The following is a 15,811-nucleotide window of genomic DNA, read 5'->3' on the forward strand; positions in this document are numbered from 1 at the left end:
GCCCCCGGGGGCTTTGTTCGTCAAACGCAGGAGAGAAGCAGCACATCATGAATAGCCAGTCGGGCGCGCCGGTCGCGGGCGCGCCGTCCTTCGTTCCTTCGACCGGCGCCGCCACGCGCGCCGAGAACTTTGTCCAGATCGTCGACGTCGTGAAGAAATTCGGCGAGACCGAAGTGGTGCGCAACGTGAACCTGACGGTGCGCCAGGGCGAGCTGTTCGCGCTGCTCGGCAGCTCGGGCTCGGGCAAGTCGACGCTGTTGCGGATGCTCGCGGGCCTCGAGACGGTCACGTCGGGCAAGATCCTGATCGACGGCGAGGACCTCGCGCAGATGCCGCCGTACAAGCGGCCCGTGAACATGATGTTCCAGTCGTATGCGCTGTTCCCGCACATGTCGGTCGAAGCGAACGTCGCATACGGCCTGAAGCAGGAAGGCACGCCGAAGGCCGAACTGAAGGAGCGCGTAGCCGCCGCGCTCGAACTCGTGCAGATGAGCAAGTACGCGAAGCGCAAGCCGCACCAGCTGTCGGGCGGCCAGCAGCAGCGCGTCGCGCTCGCGCGTTCGCTCGTCAAGCGCCCGAAGGTGCTGCTGCTCGACGAGCCGATGTCGGCGCTCGACAAGCAGATCCGCCAGCGCACGCAGATCGAGCTCGTCAACATCCTGAAGAAGGTCGGCGTCACCTGCATCATGGTCACGCACGACCAGGAAGAGGCGATGACGATGGCGAACCGGCTCGCGGTGATGAGCGAAGGGCAGATCGTGCAGATCGGCTCGCCGAGCGAAGTCTACGAATATCCGAACAGCCGCTTCTCGGCCGAGTTCATTGGCTCGACGAACCTGTTCGACGGCGTCACCGTCGAGGACGAACCCGACCACGTGTACATCGAATCGCCGGAGCTGCCGAGCCGGCTGTACGTGAGCCACGGGATCACGGGCCCGCTCGGGATGCCGGTCACGGTGTCGGTGCGCCCCGAGCGCATCGCGCTCACGCGCAAGCCGCCCGAAGGCGCGTTCAACTGGGCGCGCGGCAGGATCGCCAACGTCGCGTACATGGGCGGCTATTCGCTGTATCACGTGAAGCTCGACGCGGGCAAGACGGTGATCGCGAACGTGTCGAGCCTCGCGATCACCGAGCTCGACACGCCGGCGCTCGGCGACGAGATCTACGTGCGCTGGAGCGCGACGGCAGGCGTGGTGCTGGCGTCATGAACGCGCTCAAGTCCCTGCTCGCGTGGCCGGTGCGGCGCTTCAACCTGACGGGCGCGACGGCGGTCGTCGCGGGGCCGTACACGTGGCTCGTGCTGTTCTTCCTGGTGCCGTTCGTGCTGGTCGTGAAGATCAGCTTCGCGGAGCTGCAGCTCGGCATTCCGCCGTACACGGAGCTCGCGTCGTACACGGACGGCGTCGTACACATCGCGCTGAACCTGTCGCACTACGCGTTCCTGCTCACCGACAGCCTGTATTTCGCGACCTACGTGAATTCGGTGGTGGTGGCCGCGATCACGACGCTGCTGTGCCTGCTGATCGGCTATCCGATGGCGTACTACATCGCGCGCTCGGATCCGGCGACCCGCAACCTGCTGATGATGGGCGTGATGCTGCCGTTCTGGACGTCGTTCCTGATCCGCGTGTACGCATGGATCGGGATCCTGAAGAACAACGGGCTCCTGAACAACTTCCTGATGTGGATCGGGCTGACCCACACGCCGATCGAGCTGTACCGCACCAACTACGCGGTGTACATCGGGATGGTCTATTCGTACCTGCCGTTCCTCGTGATGCCGCTGTACGCGCACCTCGTGAAGATGGACCTGCGCCTGCTCGAAGCCGCGTACGACCTCGGCGCGAAGCCGTGGAAGGCGTTCGTGCAGATCACGCTGCCGCTGTCGAAGAACGGGATCGTCGCGGGCTGCCTGCTGGTGTTCATTCCGGCGGTCGGCGAGTACGTGATCCCGGAACTGCTCGGCGGCGCGAACACGCTGATGATCGGCCGCGTGATGTGGAACGAGTTCTTCAACAACGCAGACTGGCCGATGGCGTCGGCCGTGACCTGCGCGATGGTGCTGCTGCTGCTCGTGCCGATGGCGATGTTCCAGCACTTCCAGGCGAAGGAGCAGGAGGGCCGCCGTCGATGAAGCCGAATCGTTACCTGCAGTTCGCGGCGCTGTTCGCCGGCTTCGCGTTCCTGTACATCCCGATCATCAGCCTGATCGTCTATTCGTTCAACGAGTCGAAGCTCGTCACCGTATGGTCGGGCTTCTCGTTTCGCTGGTACTCGGCGCTCGTGCAGGACGACGAGCTGCTGACGGCCGCGTGGCTGTCGCTGAAGATCGGCGTGCTGACCGCGTTCGCGTCGGTGTTCATCGGCACGTGGGCCGGCTTCGTGCTCGCGCGGATGGGCCGCTTTCGCGGCTTCGCGCTGTTCAGCGGGATGATCAACGCACCGCTCGTGATTCCCGAGGTGATCCAGGGGATCTCGCTGCTGCTGCTGTTCATCGAGCTCGCGAAATGGATCGGCTGGCCGGCCGAGCGCGGCGTGTTCACGATCTGGCTCGGCCACGTGATGCTGTGCATCTCGTACGTCGCGATCATCGTGCAGTCGCGCGTGCGCGAGCTGAACCCGTCGCTCGAGGAAGCCGCGCTCGATCTCGGCGCGACGCCGCTGAAGGTGTTCTTCACGGTCACGCTGCCGCTGATCTCGCAGGCGCTGATCGCGGGCTGGCTGCTGTCGTTCACGCTGTCGATCGACGACCTCGTGCTGTCGGCGTTCCTGTCGGGCCCCGGCTCGACGACGCTGCCGCTCGTCGTGTTCTCGCGTGTGCGCCTCGGCCTGAATCCGGAGATGAACGCGCTCGCGACGCTGTTCATCGTCGCGGTGACGGCCGGCGTCGTGATCGCGAACTTCGTGATGCTGCGCCAGGAACGCAAGCGGATGGCGGCGTTCGCCGCGTGACGGCTCGCGCGTCCCCGCGCGCAGGTTGCCGATGCAACGCAAAACGCCCGGTGCCGACGACGAGTCGGCCCGGGCGTTTTGTTTTCAGGGCGTCGTGTGCTACACGACGCCTTATGCGCCGAACGCCGCCTTCGCGAGCAGCCCGAGCGCGACGCACACGAGTACGGCCGCGAAGCCGGCCTGCACGTGCCGTGCGGACAGATGCCGGGACGCGCCGCGGCCGGCCGCCATCCCGACGGCCGTCGCGACCGTGAACCACAGCATCATGTCGAGCGGCGCATGCGTGCCGGACACGAGCGTCGCGAACACGCCGCCGGTGCCGACCAGCGCGATCACCATCAGCGACGTCGCGACCACGCCGTGCATCGACACGTTCGTGAACTTGCGCAGCATCGGCACGATCACGAAGCCGCCGCCGACGCCGAGCAGCCCCGTCATCAGCCCCGTGACCGCGCCGGTCGACGCAAGCGCGAGCCCGACCGGCCAGGACCACACGAGCCGGCCCGTATCGGGGTTCACGCGGCCGACGCACAGCGGCGATTCGTCGGTATCGGCGTGCGCGTTGCGCAGCGCCTGCCGCAGCAGCCGGGCCGCGACCACCAGCATCGTCAGCGCGAACAGCGCGAGCAGCACGCGTTGCGGCAGCACGTGCGCGAGCTTCACACCGAGCGTCGTGAGCGGCACGCCGGCAACGGCCATCAGCAGCGCCGCGCGATAGCGCACGAGGCCGCGGCGAAATCCTTCGAGCGCACCGAGCGCTGCGCTGCCGGCGACTGCGACGAGCGCGACGGGCGTGGCCTGCGGCATCGGCCAGCCCATCCCGACGACGAGCGCGGGCACCGCGAGAATGCCGCCGCCCGCGCCGGTGAGGCCGAGTACCGCGCCGACGAAACCGCCGAGTACGAGGGAAATCAGCATGGTGTCCTCGCGCTCCGGTCAACGTGCGATCGCAGGCTTCGCGAGCCATTCGCGGCCCTTGAGCATCGCCTTCCAGTAGAGCGGCGGCAGCACGCGCGCCTTGAGCAGCCACGCGAGCCGCGACGGGCGCTTGCCGTCGATCAGCCACGCGGGGAAGGTCGGCGCGACCTTGCCGCCGTACAGGAATTCCGCGAGCACGATCCTGCCGCGCTCGACGGTGAGCGGGCACGATCCGTAGCCGTCGTATGCGGCGTCGCCGTGCGCACGGCCGAGCGACGCGAGCAGGTTGTGCGCGACGACGGGCGCCTGCTTGCGCGCGGCCGCGACGGTTTTCGCGTTGGTCGTGTTGGTCACGTCGCCGAGCGCGAAGATGTCGGCGAACCGTTGGTGCCGCAGCGTCGCCGGATCGACGTCGATCCAGCCGGCCGCGTCGGCGAGCGGGCTCGCACGCACGAAATCGGGCGCCTTCTGCGGCGGCACCACGTGGATCATGTCGAACGAACGCTCGACCGTTGCCGTGCTCCCGTCGGGCAGCGTGCGCGTGAAGGTCGCGCGGCGCGCTGGCCCGTCGATCGCGACGAGGGTGTGGCCGAACGACAGCGCGATGTCGTAGCGCTTCACATACTCCATCAGCGCGGGCACGTAGTCGGCGACGCCGAACAGCGCGCCGCCTGCATTCAGGAACTCGACGTTCGCGGCGCCGAGGCGCCCGGTGCGCCGCCAGTGGTCGCATGACAGGTACATCGCCTTCTGCGGCGCGCCCGCGCACTTGATCGGCATCGGCGGTTGCGTGAACAGCGCATTGCCGCCGCGAAACGCCTGCACCCGTTCCCAAGTGTACGGCGCGAGATCGTAGCGATAGTTCGACGTGACGCCGTTGCGGCCGAGCGTCTGAGCGAGGCCGTCGATCGCATGCCAGTCGAGCTTGAGTCCCGGGCACACGACGAGCCTGCGGTAACCGATGCGCCGGCCGGCGTCGAGTACGACCGCATGTGCGTCGGGCTCGAAACCGGCGACGGCCGCCTGGATCCATGTCACGCCGCGCGGCAGTACGTCGGCCATCGGCCGTGCGGTCGCGGCCGGCCGGAACACGCCCGCGCCGACCATCGTCCAGCCTGGCTGGTAGTAATGCGTGTCGGCCGGGTCGATCACCGCGATATCGAGCGTTGCGTCGCGGGCGAGCAGGCTCGATGCGACTGCGACGCCGGCCGCGCCGGCACCGACGATCACGATGTCGTGCCGCATGTCGTTCATCGCGGCGATCTGGGGCGAGACCGACAGCGTGTCGGTCAGCGTGCGGAAGGTCATGTCGCGGTCTCCTGGCGGGACGGGTCAGATCGCATCGAGCGGGATCTTCAGGTAGCGCACGCCGTTGCTTTCCGGCTCGGGCAGGTGGCCGGCGCGCATGTTGACCTGCACGGACGGCAGCATCAGCACCGGCATGTCGAGCGTCGCGTCGCGCGCGGTGCGCATGTCGACGAACGCGTCCTCGGTCACGCCGTCCTTCACGTGCACGTTCGCGCGGCGCTGCTCGGCAACGGTCGTGACGAACTGCACGTCGCGGCCGCCCGGCTGGTAGTCGTGGCACAGATACAGGCGCGTGTCGGGCGGCAGCGCCAGCACGCGCGCGATCGAGCGGTACAGCGTGCGCGCGTCGCCGCCGGGGAAGTCGCAGCGGGCGGTGCCGTAGTCGGGCATGAACAGCGTGTCGCCGACGAACGCCGCATGCTGCGTCGCATCGTCGACGCAGTAGGTGAGGCAGGCGGGCGTGTGGCCCGGCGTATGCAGCGCGCGGATCGTCAGCGCGCCGAGCGCGAGCGTGTCGCCGTCGTCGAGCAGGCGGTCGAACTGGCTGCCGTCCGGTGCGAAGCCGGGGCCGGCGTTGAACAGCGTGCCGAATACGTGCTGCACGCGGCGCACGTGCGAGCCGATCGCGATCTGGCCGCCGACGTGTGCCTTCAGGTACGGCGCGGCCGACAGGTGGTCGGCATGCACGTGCGTTTCGAGCAGCCAGTGCACGGTCGCGCCGAGCTCCGCGACGCGCGCGATCAACCGGTCGGCGCTGGCCGTATGCGTGCGGCCGGATTTCGGATCGTAGTCGAGCACGCTGTCGATCAGCGCGCACGCGCGGCTCTCGGTGTCGAGCAGCAGATAGCTGACGGTGTGGGTCGCCGGGTCGAAAAAGCCTTCGACCGACAGCGTGGGGGCATGGCTCACGGGATGTCCTCGATCGGGTTCTGCATCTGCAATTTGGCACTTCGTCGATCAAGAAGCGTGCCAATCCGTGCCGGGACGCCGAGCCATATTGCAGGTGCTTGATTCAGTTGGGGTTTTTGGCGCGCTGCGGGCGCGGCGCAGGCGCGAGCCGCGGGCCGTCTACGACAGGGACTGCCACGCGTGGCAGTGTCGTGGCAGAATTGGCAGTCGGCCTGGCAGTCCGTCCGGCCAATCCGCTTCGAGCCTTCCGATGAATCCGCACGACACCATTCCGATCGTTCCCGCGCCGCCGCGCGACGTGATGCCCGACGTGCGCGCGCTCGTCGCGTATCTGGAACACGATCCGCAGCCGATGATCGTCGTCGATCCGGACTACCGCATCCTCGCAGCGAACGATGCGTACCGGCGCCAGTTCGGCGTAGCGGGCGTCGAGCACGTGGGGCGGCACTGCTTCCAGGTCTCGCATCACTACGACGTGCCGTGCGACCAGGCCGGCGAGCATTGCCCGATGAAGCAGGCGCTCGAGTCGCGCAGCCTGAACCGCGTGCTGCACATCCACCATACGCCGCGTGGCCCCGAGCACGTCGACGTGGAGTTGCGGCCGATCTTCGACGCGCAAGGCGCCGTGATCGCGTACGTCGAGCGGCTGACGACGGTGCGCAGCGCGTCCGCGCAGCCGAGCGCGGAAGGGCTCGTCGGCGGCGCCGATGCATTCAATGCGGCGCTGGGCGCGCTGCAGCGCGTCGCGCCGTCGATGCTGCCGGTGCTGCTGCTCGGCGAATCGGGCACCGGCAAGGAGCTGTTCGCGCGGGCGCTGCACGAGGCGAGCGAGCGTGCGCCGGGGCCGTTCGTCGTCGTCGATTGCTCGGGCATCGCCGAGACGCTGTTCGAGAGCGAACTGTTCGGCTACGAGAAGGGTGCGTTCACCGGCGCGAACCAGCGCAAGCCGGGCCTCGTCGAAACCGCGCAGGGCGGCACGCTGTTTCTCGACGAGATCGGCGACGTGCCGCTACCGATGCAGGTGAAGCTGCTGCGGCTGATCGAGTCGGGCACGTTTCGGCGGGTCGGCGGCGTCGAGGCGCTGCGCGCGGATTTCCGGCTCGTCGCCGCGACGCACAAGCCGTTGCGCGAGATGATCGACGACGGCCGGTTTCGCCAGGACCTGTACTACCGGATCAACGCGTTCCCGATTGCGCTGCCCGCGCTGCGCGAGCGGCGCGGCGACGTCGCGCTGCTGGCCGAATCGATCCTGCGGCGCATCGCGAACGCGCGCGCCGGTGCGGGGGAGTCGGGCGCCCGGCCGTTCGTGCTGACCGAGCGGGCACGTGCGTGTCTCGATGCGTATGCATGGCCGGGCAACATCCGCGAGCTGCGCAACGTGCTCGAACGCGCGTGCCTGTTCGCGGACGACGGGACGATTCGCGTCGAGCATCTGCCGGCCGAGCTGGTCGCGGCAGCCGCCGCGCCGCCCACGCGGGTGTCGGACGCACGCGGCGTGTCGGACGCAGAACTGGTGCGGATCGCGAGCACGTTCGACGGCACGCGCAAGCAACTGGCCGAGCAGGTCGGGATGAGCGAGCGCACGCTGTACCGGCGGATGAAGGCGCTCGGGCTCGGCATGCGCGGGCGATGAGCGGCGGTCGCAGGCCGCAGCCCCCGGTCTCTTTGTCGCTGTGGCGCGTCTCGGCTCGCATTCCTGCACGACATGACGAAGCACTCGCGCGCGATCGGCCTGCACGACCATCAACGGCCGTGTCGCGCGCGCATGAGCGACAGTCGGTCGAGCGACGCATGTGCACGGGCGCTCGGCATGCAAGCGGCCCGTACGCCCGTGCACAGCGTCACCCGATCAACGCGCCTGCGCCAGCTGCGCCACCGCGTCGCGCATGAAGCCGAGCAGCGTGTGGTCGGCCCACGCGTCCTTCGTCAGCGCCGGCTCGGTCATCATTGCCTTGCGGAATTTCGCGTGCGTGGCCGGATCGTCGCCCGCATAGCCGCGGAACAGTTCCATCCAGCGCTGCGCGAGCGCACGGCCTTCCGGCGAATCGGGGCGCTTGCCGGCTTCGATCGCATCGCGCACGTCCGCCATCAGCTGCGGCCACTCCATCGCGCGTTCGCCGTAATGCGCACGCATGAAGCGGATCTCGTCCGGCGTCAGGTACTTCTCGAAGATCCGCATCTTCGTTTCGGCCACGGCCTTCAGCACGTAGTCGCGCAGCGCGGTCGAGATGCCGATCTGCGACTGCATCGACGGTTCGCGCTCGTGCATCAGGTTCAGCTTCGCGAGCAGCCGCGGATCGTTGTTCGTGTCGCGCACGAGCAGCGTCATCCAGCGGTCGGCGAGCGTGCGCACGCGTTCGTCCTCGGGCGGCACGCCCGCGTCGTGCAGCGCCCGCACCTCCGCGACGAGCGCGATCCAGTCCGCGTCGCCGGTCTGGCTCTTGCGGTACATCGGCATGCGCGCGAGTTCTTCCTCGGAAAAATATTTGTCGTACACGGTCATCAACTCCAGTGTGGTGAGCCAATCGGTCAGCTCCGGCTCCGTGCCCGCGGCGAGTTGCGCGTGCAGGTGCACGAGCCGCTCGCGCAGCTGCGCGGTCTGCGCGAGCTGGCGGTCGAGCGACGCGATCTGCTTCGCGACGAGCTCGACGAGCGGGGTGCCGGGCTGGTTCAGGTAGTCGCCGATTTCGGCCAGCGACAGTCCGAAGCGACGCAACGCCTGGATCTGGTGGAGCCGGGCGATGTCGTCGCGGTCGTACAGCCGGTAGCCGTTGTCGGCACGCGCCGAAGGCGTCAGCAGGCCGATCGCGTGATAGTGATGAAGCGTGCGGACGGTCAGTCCGCTGCGTTTCGCCAGTTCTCCCACTTTCAGCCGCATGATCTCCTCCGTTCGGTGCGCACACTGGAGTCTCGAACGTTACGCTACGTGAGGGTCAAGCGGAAGATTGCAGACCGGCGCGCGGGGTGGTTCCGCGCGCCGTGCCGCTGGCGGCGCGGCAAATGGGCGTCACTGCGGTGACGGCCGTGCGTCGGGCGTGGCCGCGCCAGCTTGCGCGCCGGGGACGTCGTGATCCGCGTTGCCGGTGATGGCGGATGCATCGGCATTCCCGGCTTTCGTGGCTTGCGCGGCTCTCGTGGTGTGAGCGGCCGAGTCGACCGGCGGCGTGCCCATCGCCTGATAGAGCCGCGCGGTATCCGCGAAGCGTGCGCCGGTTGCACGGATCTCGTCGAGCCGCGCATTGCGGTACTGCAGTTCGCTCGCGCGCGCGGCCGACGGCGGCAGCGCACCGAGCCGCACGCGGGCGGCCGCTTCATTGTATGCACCGCGTGCGGACAGCGCGGCGCGCGACGACGCATCGAGCGCCTCCGCGTCGTGCTCGAGTGCGGCGAGCGAATCGGCGACGTTCTGGAACGCGGCCAGCACGGCCTGCTTGTACTGGTCGACCGCCGCCTCGTACGTCGCCTTCGCCGCACGGCGCTGCGCGAGCAGTGCGCCGCCATGGAACAGCGGCTGGCTCAGCGACGCGCCGACGTTCCAGATCGCGCCGGCGCCCGACAGCATCGCCGGCCAGCTGAAGCCGCCTTTGCCCATCGCCGCCGACAGCGACAGTTGCGGGAACAGCTGCGCGGTCGCGACGCCGACTTCGGCGGCGGCCGCCTTCAGTCCGGCGTCGGCAGCCTGGATGTCCGGGCGGCTTTGCAGCAGGTCCGACGGCACGACCACGGGCACCTGCTCGGGCAGGCGCAGGTCGGCGAGCGCGAGATCGGCGGGCGGCTGGTCCGGCGTGCGGCCGATCAGCACGGCGAGCGCGTGGCGGGCGGTGTCGCGCTGCTGGCGCAGCGCGGGCAGGCTTGCCGCGAAGGTGTCCGCGCTTTGCTGCGCATTGAGCGCGTCGCTGTGCGACGCGGAGCCGAGCGTATAACGGCGCTGCGCGTCGCGCGCCTGGTCGTTCGCGAGCGCGACCAGCCGCTCGGTCGTCGCGATCTGCGCATCGAGCACCGACACCGTGATCGACGCGGTGACGATGTTCGCGGCCAGCGCGCGGCGCGCCGATTCGAGCTGGAACGCGCTGACATCGACGCGCTTCGCGAGCGCGCGGTTCGCGAAGCGCGACACGCCGAACAGGTCGACCGTGTAGCTCGCCTGCAGTTGCCCGACGAACGTGTCGTACAGCAGCGTCGGCGCGCCGAGCGCGGGGATCGGTACGCCGAGCGCGCGCTGGCGCGTGGCCTGGCCGCCCGCGTCGATCGACGGCAGCATCGAGCTGCCGATCTGTCCGCGCAACTGCTCGCGCGCGGCATCGAGCGAATGCGATGCCGCACCGAGCGTCGGGCTGTTGCGCAGCCCTTCGTCGACGAGTGCATTCAGCGCGTCGGAGCGATACTGCGTCCACCAGTCGGGCACCGGTTGCGCGCCGACCTCGAACTGCTGCGCGACGCCTTGTGCGGCGACGGTCTGCTGCGCTTGCGGCGCGGCGCCGTAATGCGCGGGCGACGGCATCGCGGGCGGCTCGCCGCTCGGGGCGAACCATGCGCAGCCGGCCAGCGGGCCTGCAAGGCCCGTGAGGCTCGCGGCCGCAAGCGCACGTGCGGCCTTGGTTTTCAGGTTCATCGACAATTCCATGATCAGGCTCCGGACGGCGCGGCAGGCGGGCCGCCGTCGTGCGGGTCGCGTTCGTCGCGTTCGTCGCGCTTCACGCGGAACCACGCGGCGTACAGTGCGGGCAGGTAGAACAGCGTCAGTACGGTCGCGCTCGTGATCCCGCCCATCAGCGCGGTTGCCATCGGCCCGAAGAAGTTCGAGCGCAACAGCGGGATCAGCGCGAGCACGGCGGCCGCGGCCGTCAGCGTGATCGGGCGGAAGCGCCGCACGGTCGCGCCGACGATCGCGTCGAAGCGTCCGTGGCCGGCCGCGATGTCCTGCTCGATCTGGTCGACGAGAATCACCGAGTTGCGCATGATGATCCCGAACATCGCGATCACGCCGAGCATCGCGACGAAGCCGAACGGCTGGCCGAACAGCAGCAGCGTGCCGACCACGCCGATCAGCCCGAGCGGCGCGGTCAGCACGACCATCAGCACGCGCGAGAAGCTCTGCAGCTGGATCATCAGCAGCGTGAACACGGCGATCGCCATCAGCGGCATCTGCGCGTTGATCGAGCTCTGCGCTTTCGCGCTTTCCTCGACCGACCCGCCGATGTTGATCTGGTAGCCGACCGGCAGTTGCGCGCGCAACGTGTTCAGCTTGCCGTCGATCGCATGCGTGACGTCGATGCCCTGTGCGCCGGCGCGCACGTCGGACTGCACGGTGATCGTCGGCTGGCGGTCGCGCTCCCACACCACGCCGTATTCGAGCGTCGGCGTGAAGCGGCCGAGCGAGCCGAGCGGCACCGGCCCGTTCGGTGTCGGCAACGCGAGCCCCGCGAGTTTCGCGGGATCGACGCGATCGGGGCGCGGCGCGCGCAGGTCGACCGCGATCAGCTTGTCGCGTTCGCGGTACTGCGTGACCGTCGTGCCGGACAGCGTCATCGCGAGGAAGCTCGATACGTCCTGCGACGTCACGTTCAGCTCGCGCGCCTTCTTCTGGTCGAGCTCGAAGCGCACCGAGCGCTCGGCCGGCTCGTCCCAGTCGAACTGCACGTGCACCGTGCGCGCGTCGCCGCGCATCGTCGCCGCGACTTTCTCGGCGATCGAGCGCACCTGCGCGATGTCGTCGCCGCTCACGCGGAATTGCACCGGGTAGCCGACGGGCGGCCCGTTTTCGAGCCGCGACAGGCGCCAGCGCACGGCCGGGAACCGGTCGCGCAGCGTGGTTTCGAGCCAGCTCGCGAGTTTCTCGCGATCCTCGACCGATTTCGCGGTGACGACGAACTGCGCGAAGTTCGGCAACTGCAGCTGCTGGTCGAGCGGCAGGTAGAAGCGCGGCGCGCCGCTGCCGACGAAGTTCACCGTGTGATCGATCTCCGGCCGCTTGTCGAGCATCTTCTCGAGGCGTTCGGTCTCGCGCAGCGTCGCCGCGAACGATGCGCCTTCCGGCAGCCGCAGGTCGACCAGCAGCTCGGGGCGATCGGAGCTCGGGAAGAACTGCTGCGGCACCAGCGTGAAGCCCATCAGCGCGACGACGAACAGCGCGCCGGTGATCAGCAGCACGACGAAGCGCCGCTCGATGCACCAGTCGATCCAGCCGCGCAGCCGCGTGTAGAAGCGCGTGTCGTAGATGTCGTGCTCGTGATCGTCCGGCAGGTGCGCCTCATGCGCATGCTTCTTGCGCTCCGGCAGCAGGTGGAAGCCCAGCAGCGGAATCAGCACGACCGCCGCGAACCACGATGCGATCAGCGCGATCGCCGACACCTCGAAGATCGAGCGCGTGTACTCGCCGGTGCTCGATTTCGCGAGCGCGATCGGCAGGAAGCCCGACACCGTGACGAGCGTGCCGGTGAGCATCGGGAACGCGGTGCTCGTATACGCGAACGCGGCGGCGCGGGCGCGGCTGTAGCCCTGTTCGAGCTTCACGGCCATCATCTCGACCGCGATGATCGCGTCGTCGACGAGCAGCCCGAGCGCGAGCACGAGCGTGCCGAGCGACACCTTGTGCAGCCCGATGTCGAACAGGTACATGAACAGCGCGGTGACCGCGAGCACGACCGGGATCGAGATCACGACGACCATCCCGGTGCGCAGCCCGAGCGACACGAGGCTCACGACCAGCACGATCGCGACTGCTTCGGCGACCGCTTCGAGGAAGTCGTCGACCGAATGCGATACCGCGTGCGGCATGCTCGACACTTCGGTCAGCTTGAGCCCGGCCGGCAGCTGCGCCTGCAGCTCCTTCGATTCGGCGTCGAGCGCCTTGCCGAGCCGGATCACGTCGCCGCCCGGCTGCATGGTCACGCCGATGCCGAGCACCGCGTGGCCGTTCGCACGCATCTGCGTGACCTGAGGATCGTCGTAGCCGCGCTTCACGGTCGCGAGATCGCCGAGCCGGAACGTGCGGCCGTTGATGCGGATCAGCGTGTCGGCGATCGCGTCGACGCTGTCGAACTGGCCGCTCGGCCGCACGAACACGCGATCGTCGGCGGTCGTCAGCACGCCGGCCGACGAGATGTCGTTCTGCGCGTTGATCGCCTGCCCGAGCTGCTGCGGCGAGATGCCGAGGCGCGTGAGCTGCGCGTTGTTCACCTCGATGAAGATCCGCTGTTCCGGATCGCCGAAATAATCGACCTTGCCGACGCCCGGCACGCGCAGCAGCACGGTGCGCAGCTGGTCCGCATAGTCGTGCAGCTGCGCGGGCGTGAAGCCGTCGCCTTCGAGCGTCCAGATGTTGGTGTAGACGTCGCCGAATTCGTCGTTGAAGAACGGACCCTGCACGCCGGGCGGCAGCGTATAGCCGATGTCGCCGACCTTCTTGCGGATCTGGTACCAGGTCTCCGGCACGTCCTTCACGGGCGCGGAATCCTTCATCGTGAAGAAGATCAGCGATTCGCCGGGGCGCGAATAGCTGCGCAGGAAGTCGATGGCCGGCGTTTCCTGCAGCTTGCGGCCGATCCGGTCGGTCACCTGTTCCTGCACCTGCCGCGCACTCGCGCCGGGCCAGAACGTGCGGATCACCATCACCCGGAACGTGAACGGCGGGTCTTCGGATTGCGCGAGACGCGTGTACGCGAGGATGCCCGCGAGCGTCGCGAGCGCGATCAGGTAGACGACCAGTGCCTGGTGGCGCAGCGCCCATGCCGACAGGTTGAAGCGGCCTTCTTCGCGGGGGCCGCTCATGACGCGAAATCCTCGGGATGCAGCGGCGCGACCGGACGCACCTTCTCGCCGGCGCTGACCGTATGCACGCCTTGCAGCACGACGCGCTCGCCCGGCTGCAGCCCGTGCGACACGGTCACCGTGCGTTCGTTGAAGCGCGCGACGTCGATGCGGCGCAGCTCGAGCGTGTCGTCCTTCGTGCGCACGACCCACACGGCCGGATGCTGGCCGTCGTGGAACAGCGCGGTCGCGGGCAGCGTGATGCTCGGCGTGTCCGCGGCCACCGGCGCGCCGTCGAACGCGACGTTCGCGGTCATTCCGAGGCGCACGGCGGGATCGGGTGCGGCGAGCGTGAGCCTCACGCGCCAGGTGCGGCTTTGCGGATCGGCGGCCGGCGCGATCTCGCGCACCTTCGCGGCGAACCGGCGGCCCGGCAGCGACGGCAGCGTGACGCTCGCCGCATGGCCTGGCGCAAGCGCCGCGAGCATCGCTTCCGGCACGTCGCTGACGACGTCGACGTCGCCGGACCACGCGAGCTGGTAGACGGCCTGACCGGCCGACACGTTCTGGCCGGTGTCGGCCTGCTCGGCGGTAATGGTGCCCGCGTGATCGGCGACGAGCGTCGCATAGCGAAGCTGGTTCTTCGCGAGCGCGAGCTGCTGCTGCGCCTGGTTGCGCTGCGCGAGCGCCGACGTGTAGCTGTTTTCGGTCTGTTCGAGCTGCGCGGTGGCGATCAGGTTCTCGTGCGCCTGGGCGCGATCGCGGTCGAGCTGTTGCTTCGCGAACGCGAGGCTGTGCGACGCGGCATCGAACTGCGCCTGCGCGCTGGCGGCATTCTTCTCGACATCGGACGGATCGAGCAGTGCGACGACCTGGCCGGCCTTCACGGTATCGCCGAGCCGCACCTTGCGCTCGATGATCTTGCCCGCGATGCGGAACGACAGCGGCGTCGCATAACGCGGCTGGATCTCGCCGGGCAGCGTGGCCGCGGCGGCGGCACCGTCGGCGTGCGCGGGCAGCGCGACGACCGGACGCGATGCCGGCGGCGCGGCTTCCTTCGGATGACAGGCGGCAAGGACGAGCGCGGTGCCGACCAGCAGCACGGCGCGGGAACCGGAGCGATTCACGAAACCCCCAGATCAGGTGAGAGCGGAACGAAGCCGGCAAGCGCGGCGCGCTTGCCCCGAGTGGCGCCCGCGGGCGCGCACGGTCAGTCGAACGACGTCGTTCGAAAACTGTGGCGGATTCTAATACACACCTGTATCTGAATGCAAAGATGAATCCGAAAGGAAGTTGGTGCTAGACTGCGCGCCATGAAACCACAGCGCTTAACTCGCGAGCAGAGCAGGGACCAGACGCGCGAACGTCTGCTGAATGCCGCGCACCGGATTTTTCTGAAGAAAGGCTATGTCGCGGCGAGCGTCGAGGACATCGCGGCGGCGGCCGGCTATACGCGCGGCGCGTTCTATTCGAATTTCCGCAGCAAGTCGGAGCTGCTGCTCGAATTGCTCGAGCGCGACCATGACTCCGTGCGCGCCGATTTCGAAGCGATCTTCGAGGAAGGCGGCCCGCGCGAGCAGATGGAGTCGACGGCGCTCGCGTACTACCGCACGCTGTTTCGCGACGACGAATATTCGCTGCTGTGGGGCGAGGCGAAGCTGCAGGCGGCGCGCGACGCGAAGTTCCGCGTGCGCTTCAACCAGTTCCTGCATGGCAAGCGGCTGCAGATGGCCGAATTCATCCAGCGCTTCGCCGAGCGCGCGGGCACGCCGTTGCTGCTGCCGGCCGACACGCTCGCGTTCGGGCTGATGTGTCTGTGCGACGGCGTGCAGTCGTACTACACCGCCGATCCGCAGCACGTGTCGGCCGACGCGGCCGAAGCGGTGCTCGCGGGTTTCTTCGCGCGGGTCGTGCTGGGGCGCGCGCCGGACTGAACGATCGGGTCAGGCATTCGGTGGCCGGCGGGCGGATGCTG

11 protein-coding genes and 1 pseudogene are annotated in these 15,811 nt (G+C 68.7%); 5 read left to right on the top strand and 7 right to left on the bottom strand.

What is annotated here, in order from left to right; genetic code table 11:
* Positions 1-47: 47 nt before the first annotated feature.
* From Q3A80_RS10760 to Q3A80_RS10770, 3 genes are read left to right on the top strand one after another with little or no spacing between them, the layout of a single operon-like run.
* Positions 48-1,208: an ABC transporter ATP-binding protein gene (locus Q3A80_RS10760; RefSeq protein ID WP_446329029.1), complete on the top strand. Its 1,161-nt coding sequence runs from the start codon at positions 48-50 to the stop codon at positions 1,206-1,208.
* On the top strand, positions 1,205-2,134 hold the full coding sequence (locus tag Q3A80_RS10765) for an ABC transporter permease subunit (protein ID WP_446329030.1): 930 nt from the start codon (positions 1,205-1,207) through the stop codon (positions 2,132-2,134). The genes Q3A80_RS10760 and Q3A80_RS10765 overlap by 4 nt, the downstream gene beginning before the upstream one ends.
* Positions 2,131-2,952, top strand: a complete 822-nt coding sequence (locus tag Q3A80_RS10770; RefSeq protein WP_446329031.1) for an ABC transporter permease subunit — start codon at positions 2,131-2,133, stop codon at positions 2,950-2,952. Before Q3A80_RS10765 ends, Q3A80_RS10770 begins: the two co-directional genes overlap by 4 nt.
* A 111-nt stretch (positions 2,953-3,063) precedes the next feature.
* Here Q3A80_RS10770 and Q3A80_RS10775 read toward each other — a convergent pair whose 3' ends face one another.
* The 3 genes and pseudogenes from Q3A80_RS10775 to Q3A80_RS10785 all read right to left on the bottom strand — a co-directional run bounded on the left by Q3A80_RS10775 (position 3,064) and on the right by Q3A80_RS10785 (position 6,087).
* Positions 3,064-3,870 (bottom strand): sulfite exporter TauE/SafE family protein, encoded by an 807-nt coding sequence (locus Q3A80_RS10775; RefSeq protein ID WP_446329032.1) that lies wholly within the window; start codon positions 3,868-3,870, stop codon positions 3,064-3,066.
* 18 nt (positions 3,871-3,888) lie between these two features.
* Positions 3,889-5,109: pseudogene (locus Q3A80_RS10780) on the bottom strand (NAD(P)/FAD-dependent oxidoreductase); the annotation flags it as partial.
* A 93-nt stretch (positions 5,110-5,202) separates the two neighbouring features.
* Positions 5,203-6,087, bottom strand: coding sequence for an MBL fold metallo-hydrolase (locus Q3A80_RS10785; RefSeq protein WP_446329033.1), 885 nt, complete (start codon positions 6,085-6,087; stop codon positions 5,203-5,205).
* 250 nt (positions 6,088-6,337) lie between these two features.
* Here Q3A80_RS10785 and Q3A80_RS10790 point away from each other — a divergent pair, with 250 nt between their 5' ends.
* Entirely contained in the window at positions 6,338-7,720 is a 1,383-nt protein-coding gene (locus Q3A80_RS10790; RefSeq protein WP_446329034.1) for a sigma-54 interaction domain-containing protein, read from the top strand.
* Between the two features lie 216 nt (positions 7,721-7,936).
* Here the strand turns inward: Q3A80_RS10790 and Q3A80_RS10795 are convergent, their stop codons facing one another.
* The 4 genes from Q3A80_RS10795 to Q3A80_RS10810 form a co-directional block, all read right to left on the bottom strand.
* A complete protein-coding gene (locus Q3A80_RS10795) occupies positions 7,937-8,965 on the bottom strand; it encodes a MerR family transcriptional regulator (RefSeq protein ID WP_446329035.1) in 1,029 nt (342 codons plus the stop codon).
* A gap of 129 nt (positions 8,966-9,094) precedes the next feature.
* Entirely contained in the window at positions 9,095-10,711 is a 1,617-nt protein-coding gene (locus Q3A80_RS10800) for an efflux transporter outer membrane subunit (RefSeq protein WP_446329036.1), read from the bottom strand.
* A gap of 2 nt (positions 10,712-10,713) precedes the next feature.
* Entirely contained in the window at positions 10,714-13,857 is a 3,144-nt protein-coding gene (locus Q3A80_RS10805) for an efflux RND transporter permease subunit (RefSeq protein ID WP_446329037.1), read from the bottom strand.
* On the bottom strand, positions 13,854-14,963 hold the full coding sequence (locus tag Q3A80_RS10810; protein ID WP_446329038.1) for an efflux RND transporter periplasmic adaptor subunit: 1,110 nt from the start codon (positions 14,961-14,963) through the stop codon (positions 13,854-13,856). Before Q3A80_RS10810 ends, Q3A80_RS10805 begins: the two co-directional genes overlap by 4 nt.
* A gap of 186 nt (positions 14,964-15,149) precedes the next feature.
* Between Q3A80_RS10810 and Q3A80_RS10815 the strand changes: the two genes are divergently transcribed.
* Positions 15,150-15,770, top strand: a complete 621-nt coding sequence (locus Q3A80_RS10815; RefSeq protein WP_446329039.1) for a TetR/AcrR family transcriptional regulator — start codon at positions 15,150-15,152, stop codon at positions 15,768-15,770.
* Positions 15,771-15,811: the final 41 nt, after the last annotated feature.

This window comes from Burkholderia sp. SR8 (assembly GCF_052851275.1).

Coding starts and splice junctions, on each gene's coding strand:
- Q3A80_RS10760 (WP_446329029.1), top strand. CDS start 48: ATGAATAGCCAGTCGGGCGCGCCGGTCGCGGGCGCGCCGTCCTTCGTT.
- Q3A80_RS10765 (WP_446329030.1), top strand. CDS start 1,205: ATGAACGCGCTCAAGTCCCTGCTCGCGTGGCCGGTGCGGCGCTTCAAC.
- Q3A80_RS10770 (WP_446329031.1), top strand. CDS start 2,131: ATGAAGCCGAATCGTTACCTGCAGTTCGCGGCGCTGTTCGCCGGCTTC.
- Q3A80_RS10775 (WP_446329032.1), bottom strand. CDS start 3,870: ATGCTGATTTCCCTCGTACTCGGCGGTTTCGTCGGCGCGGTACTCGGC.
- Q3A80_RS10790 (WP_446329034.1), top strand. CDS start 6,338: ATGAATCCGCACGACACCATTCCGATCGTTCCCGCGCCGCCGCGCGAC.
- Q3A80_RS10795 (WP_446329035.1), bottom strand. CDS start 8,965: ATGCGGCTGAAAGTGGGAGAACTGGCGAAACGCAGCGGACTGACCGTC.
- Q3A80_RS10800 (WP_446329036.1), bottom strand. CDS start 10,711: ATGGAATTGTCGATGAACCTGAAAACCAAGGCCGCACGTGCGCTTGCG.
- Q3A80_RS10805 (WP_446329037.1), bottom strand. CDS start 13,857: ATGAGCGGCCCCCGCGAAGAAGGCCGCTTCAACCTGTCGGCATGGGCG.
- Q3A80_RS10815 (WP_446329039.1), top strand. CDS start 15,150: ATGAAACCACAGCGCTTAACTCGCGAGCAGAGCAGGGACCAGACGCGC.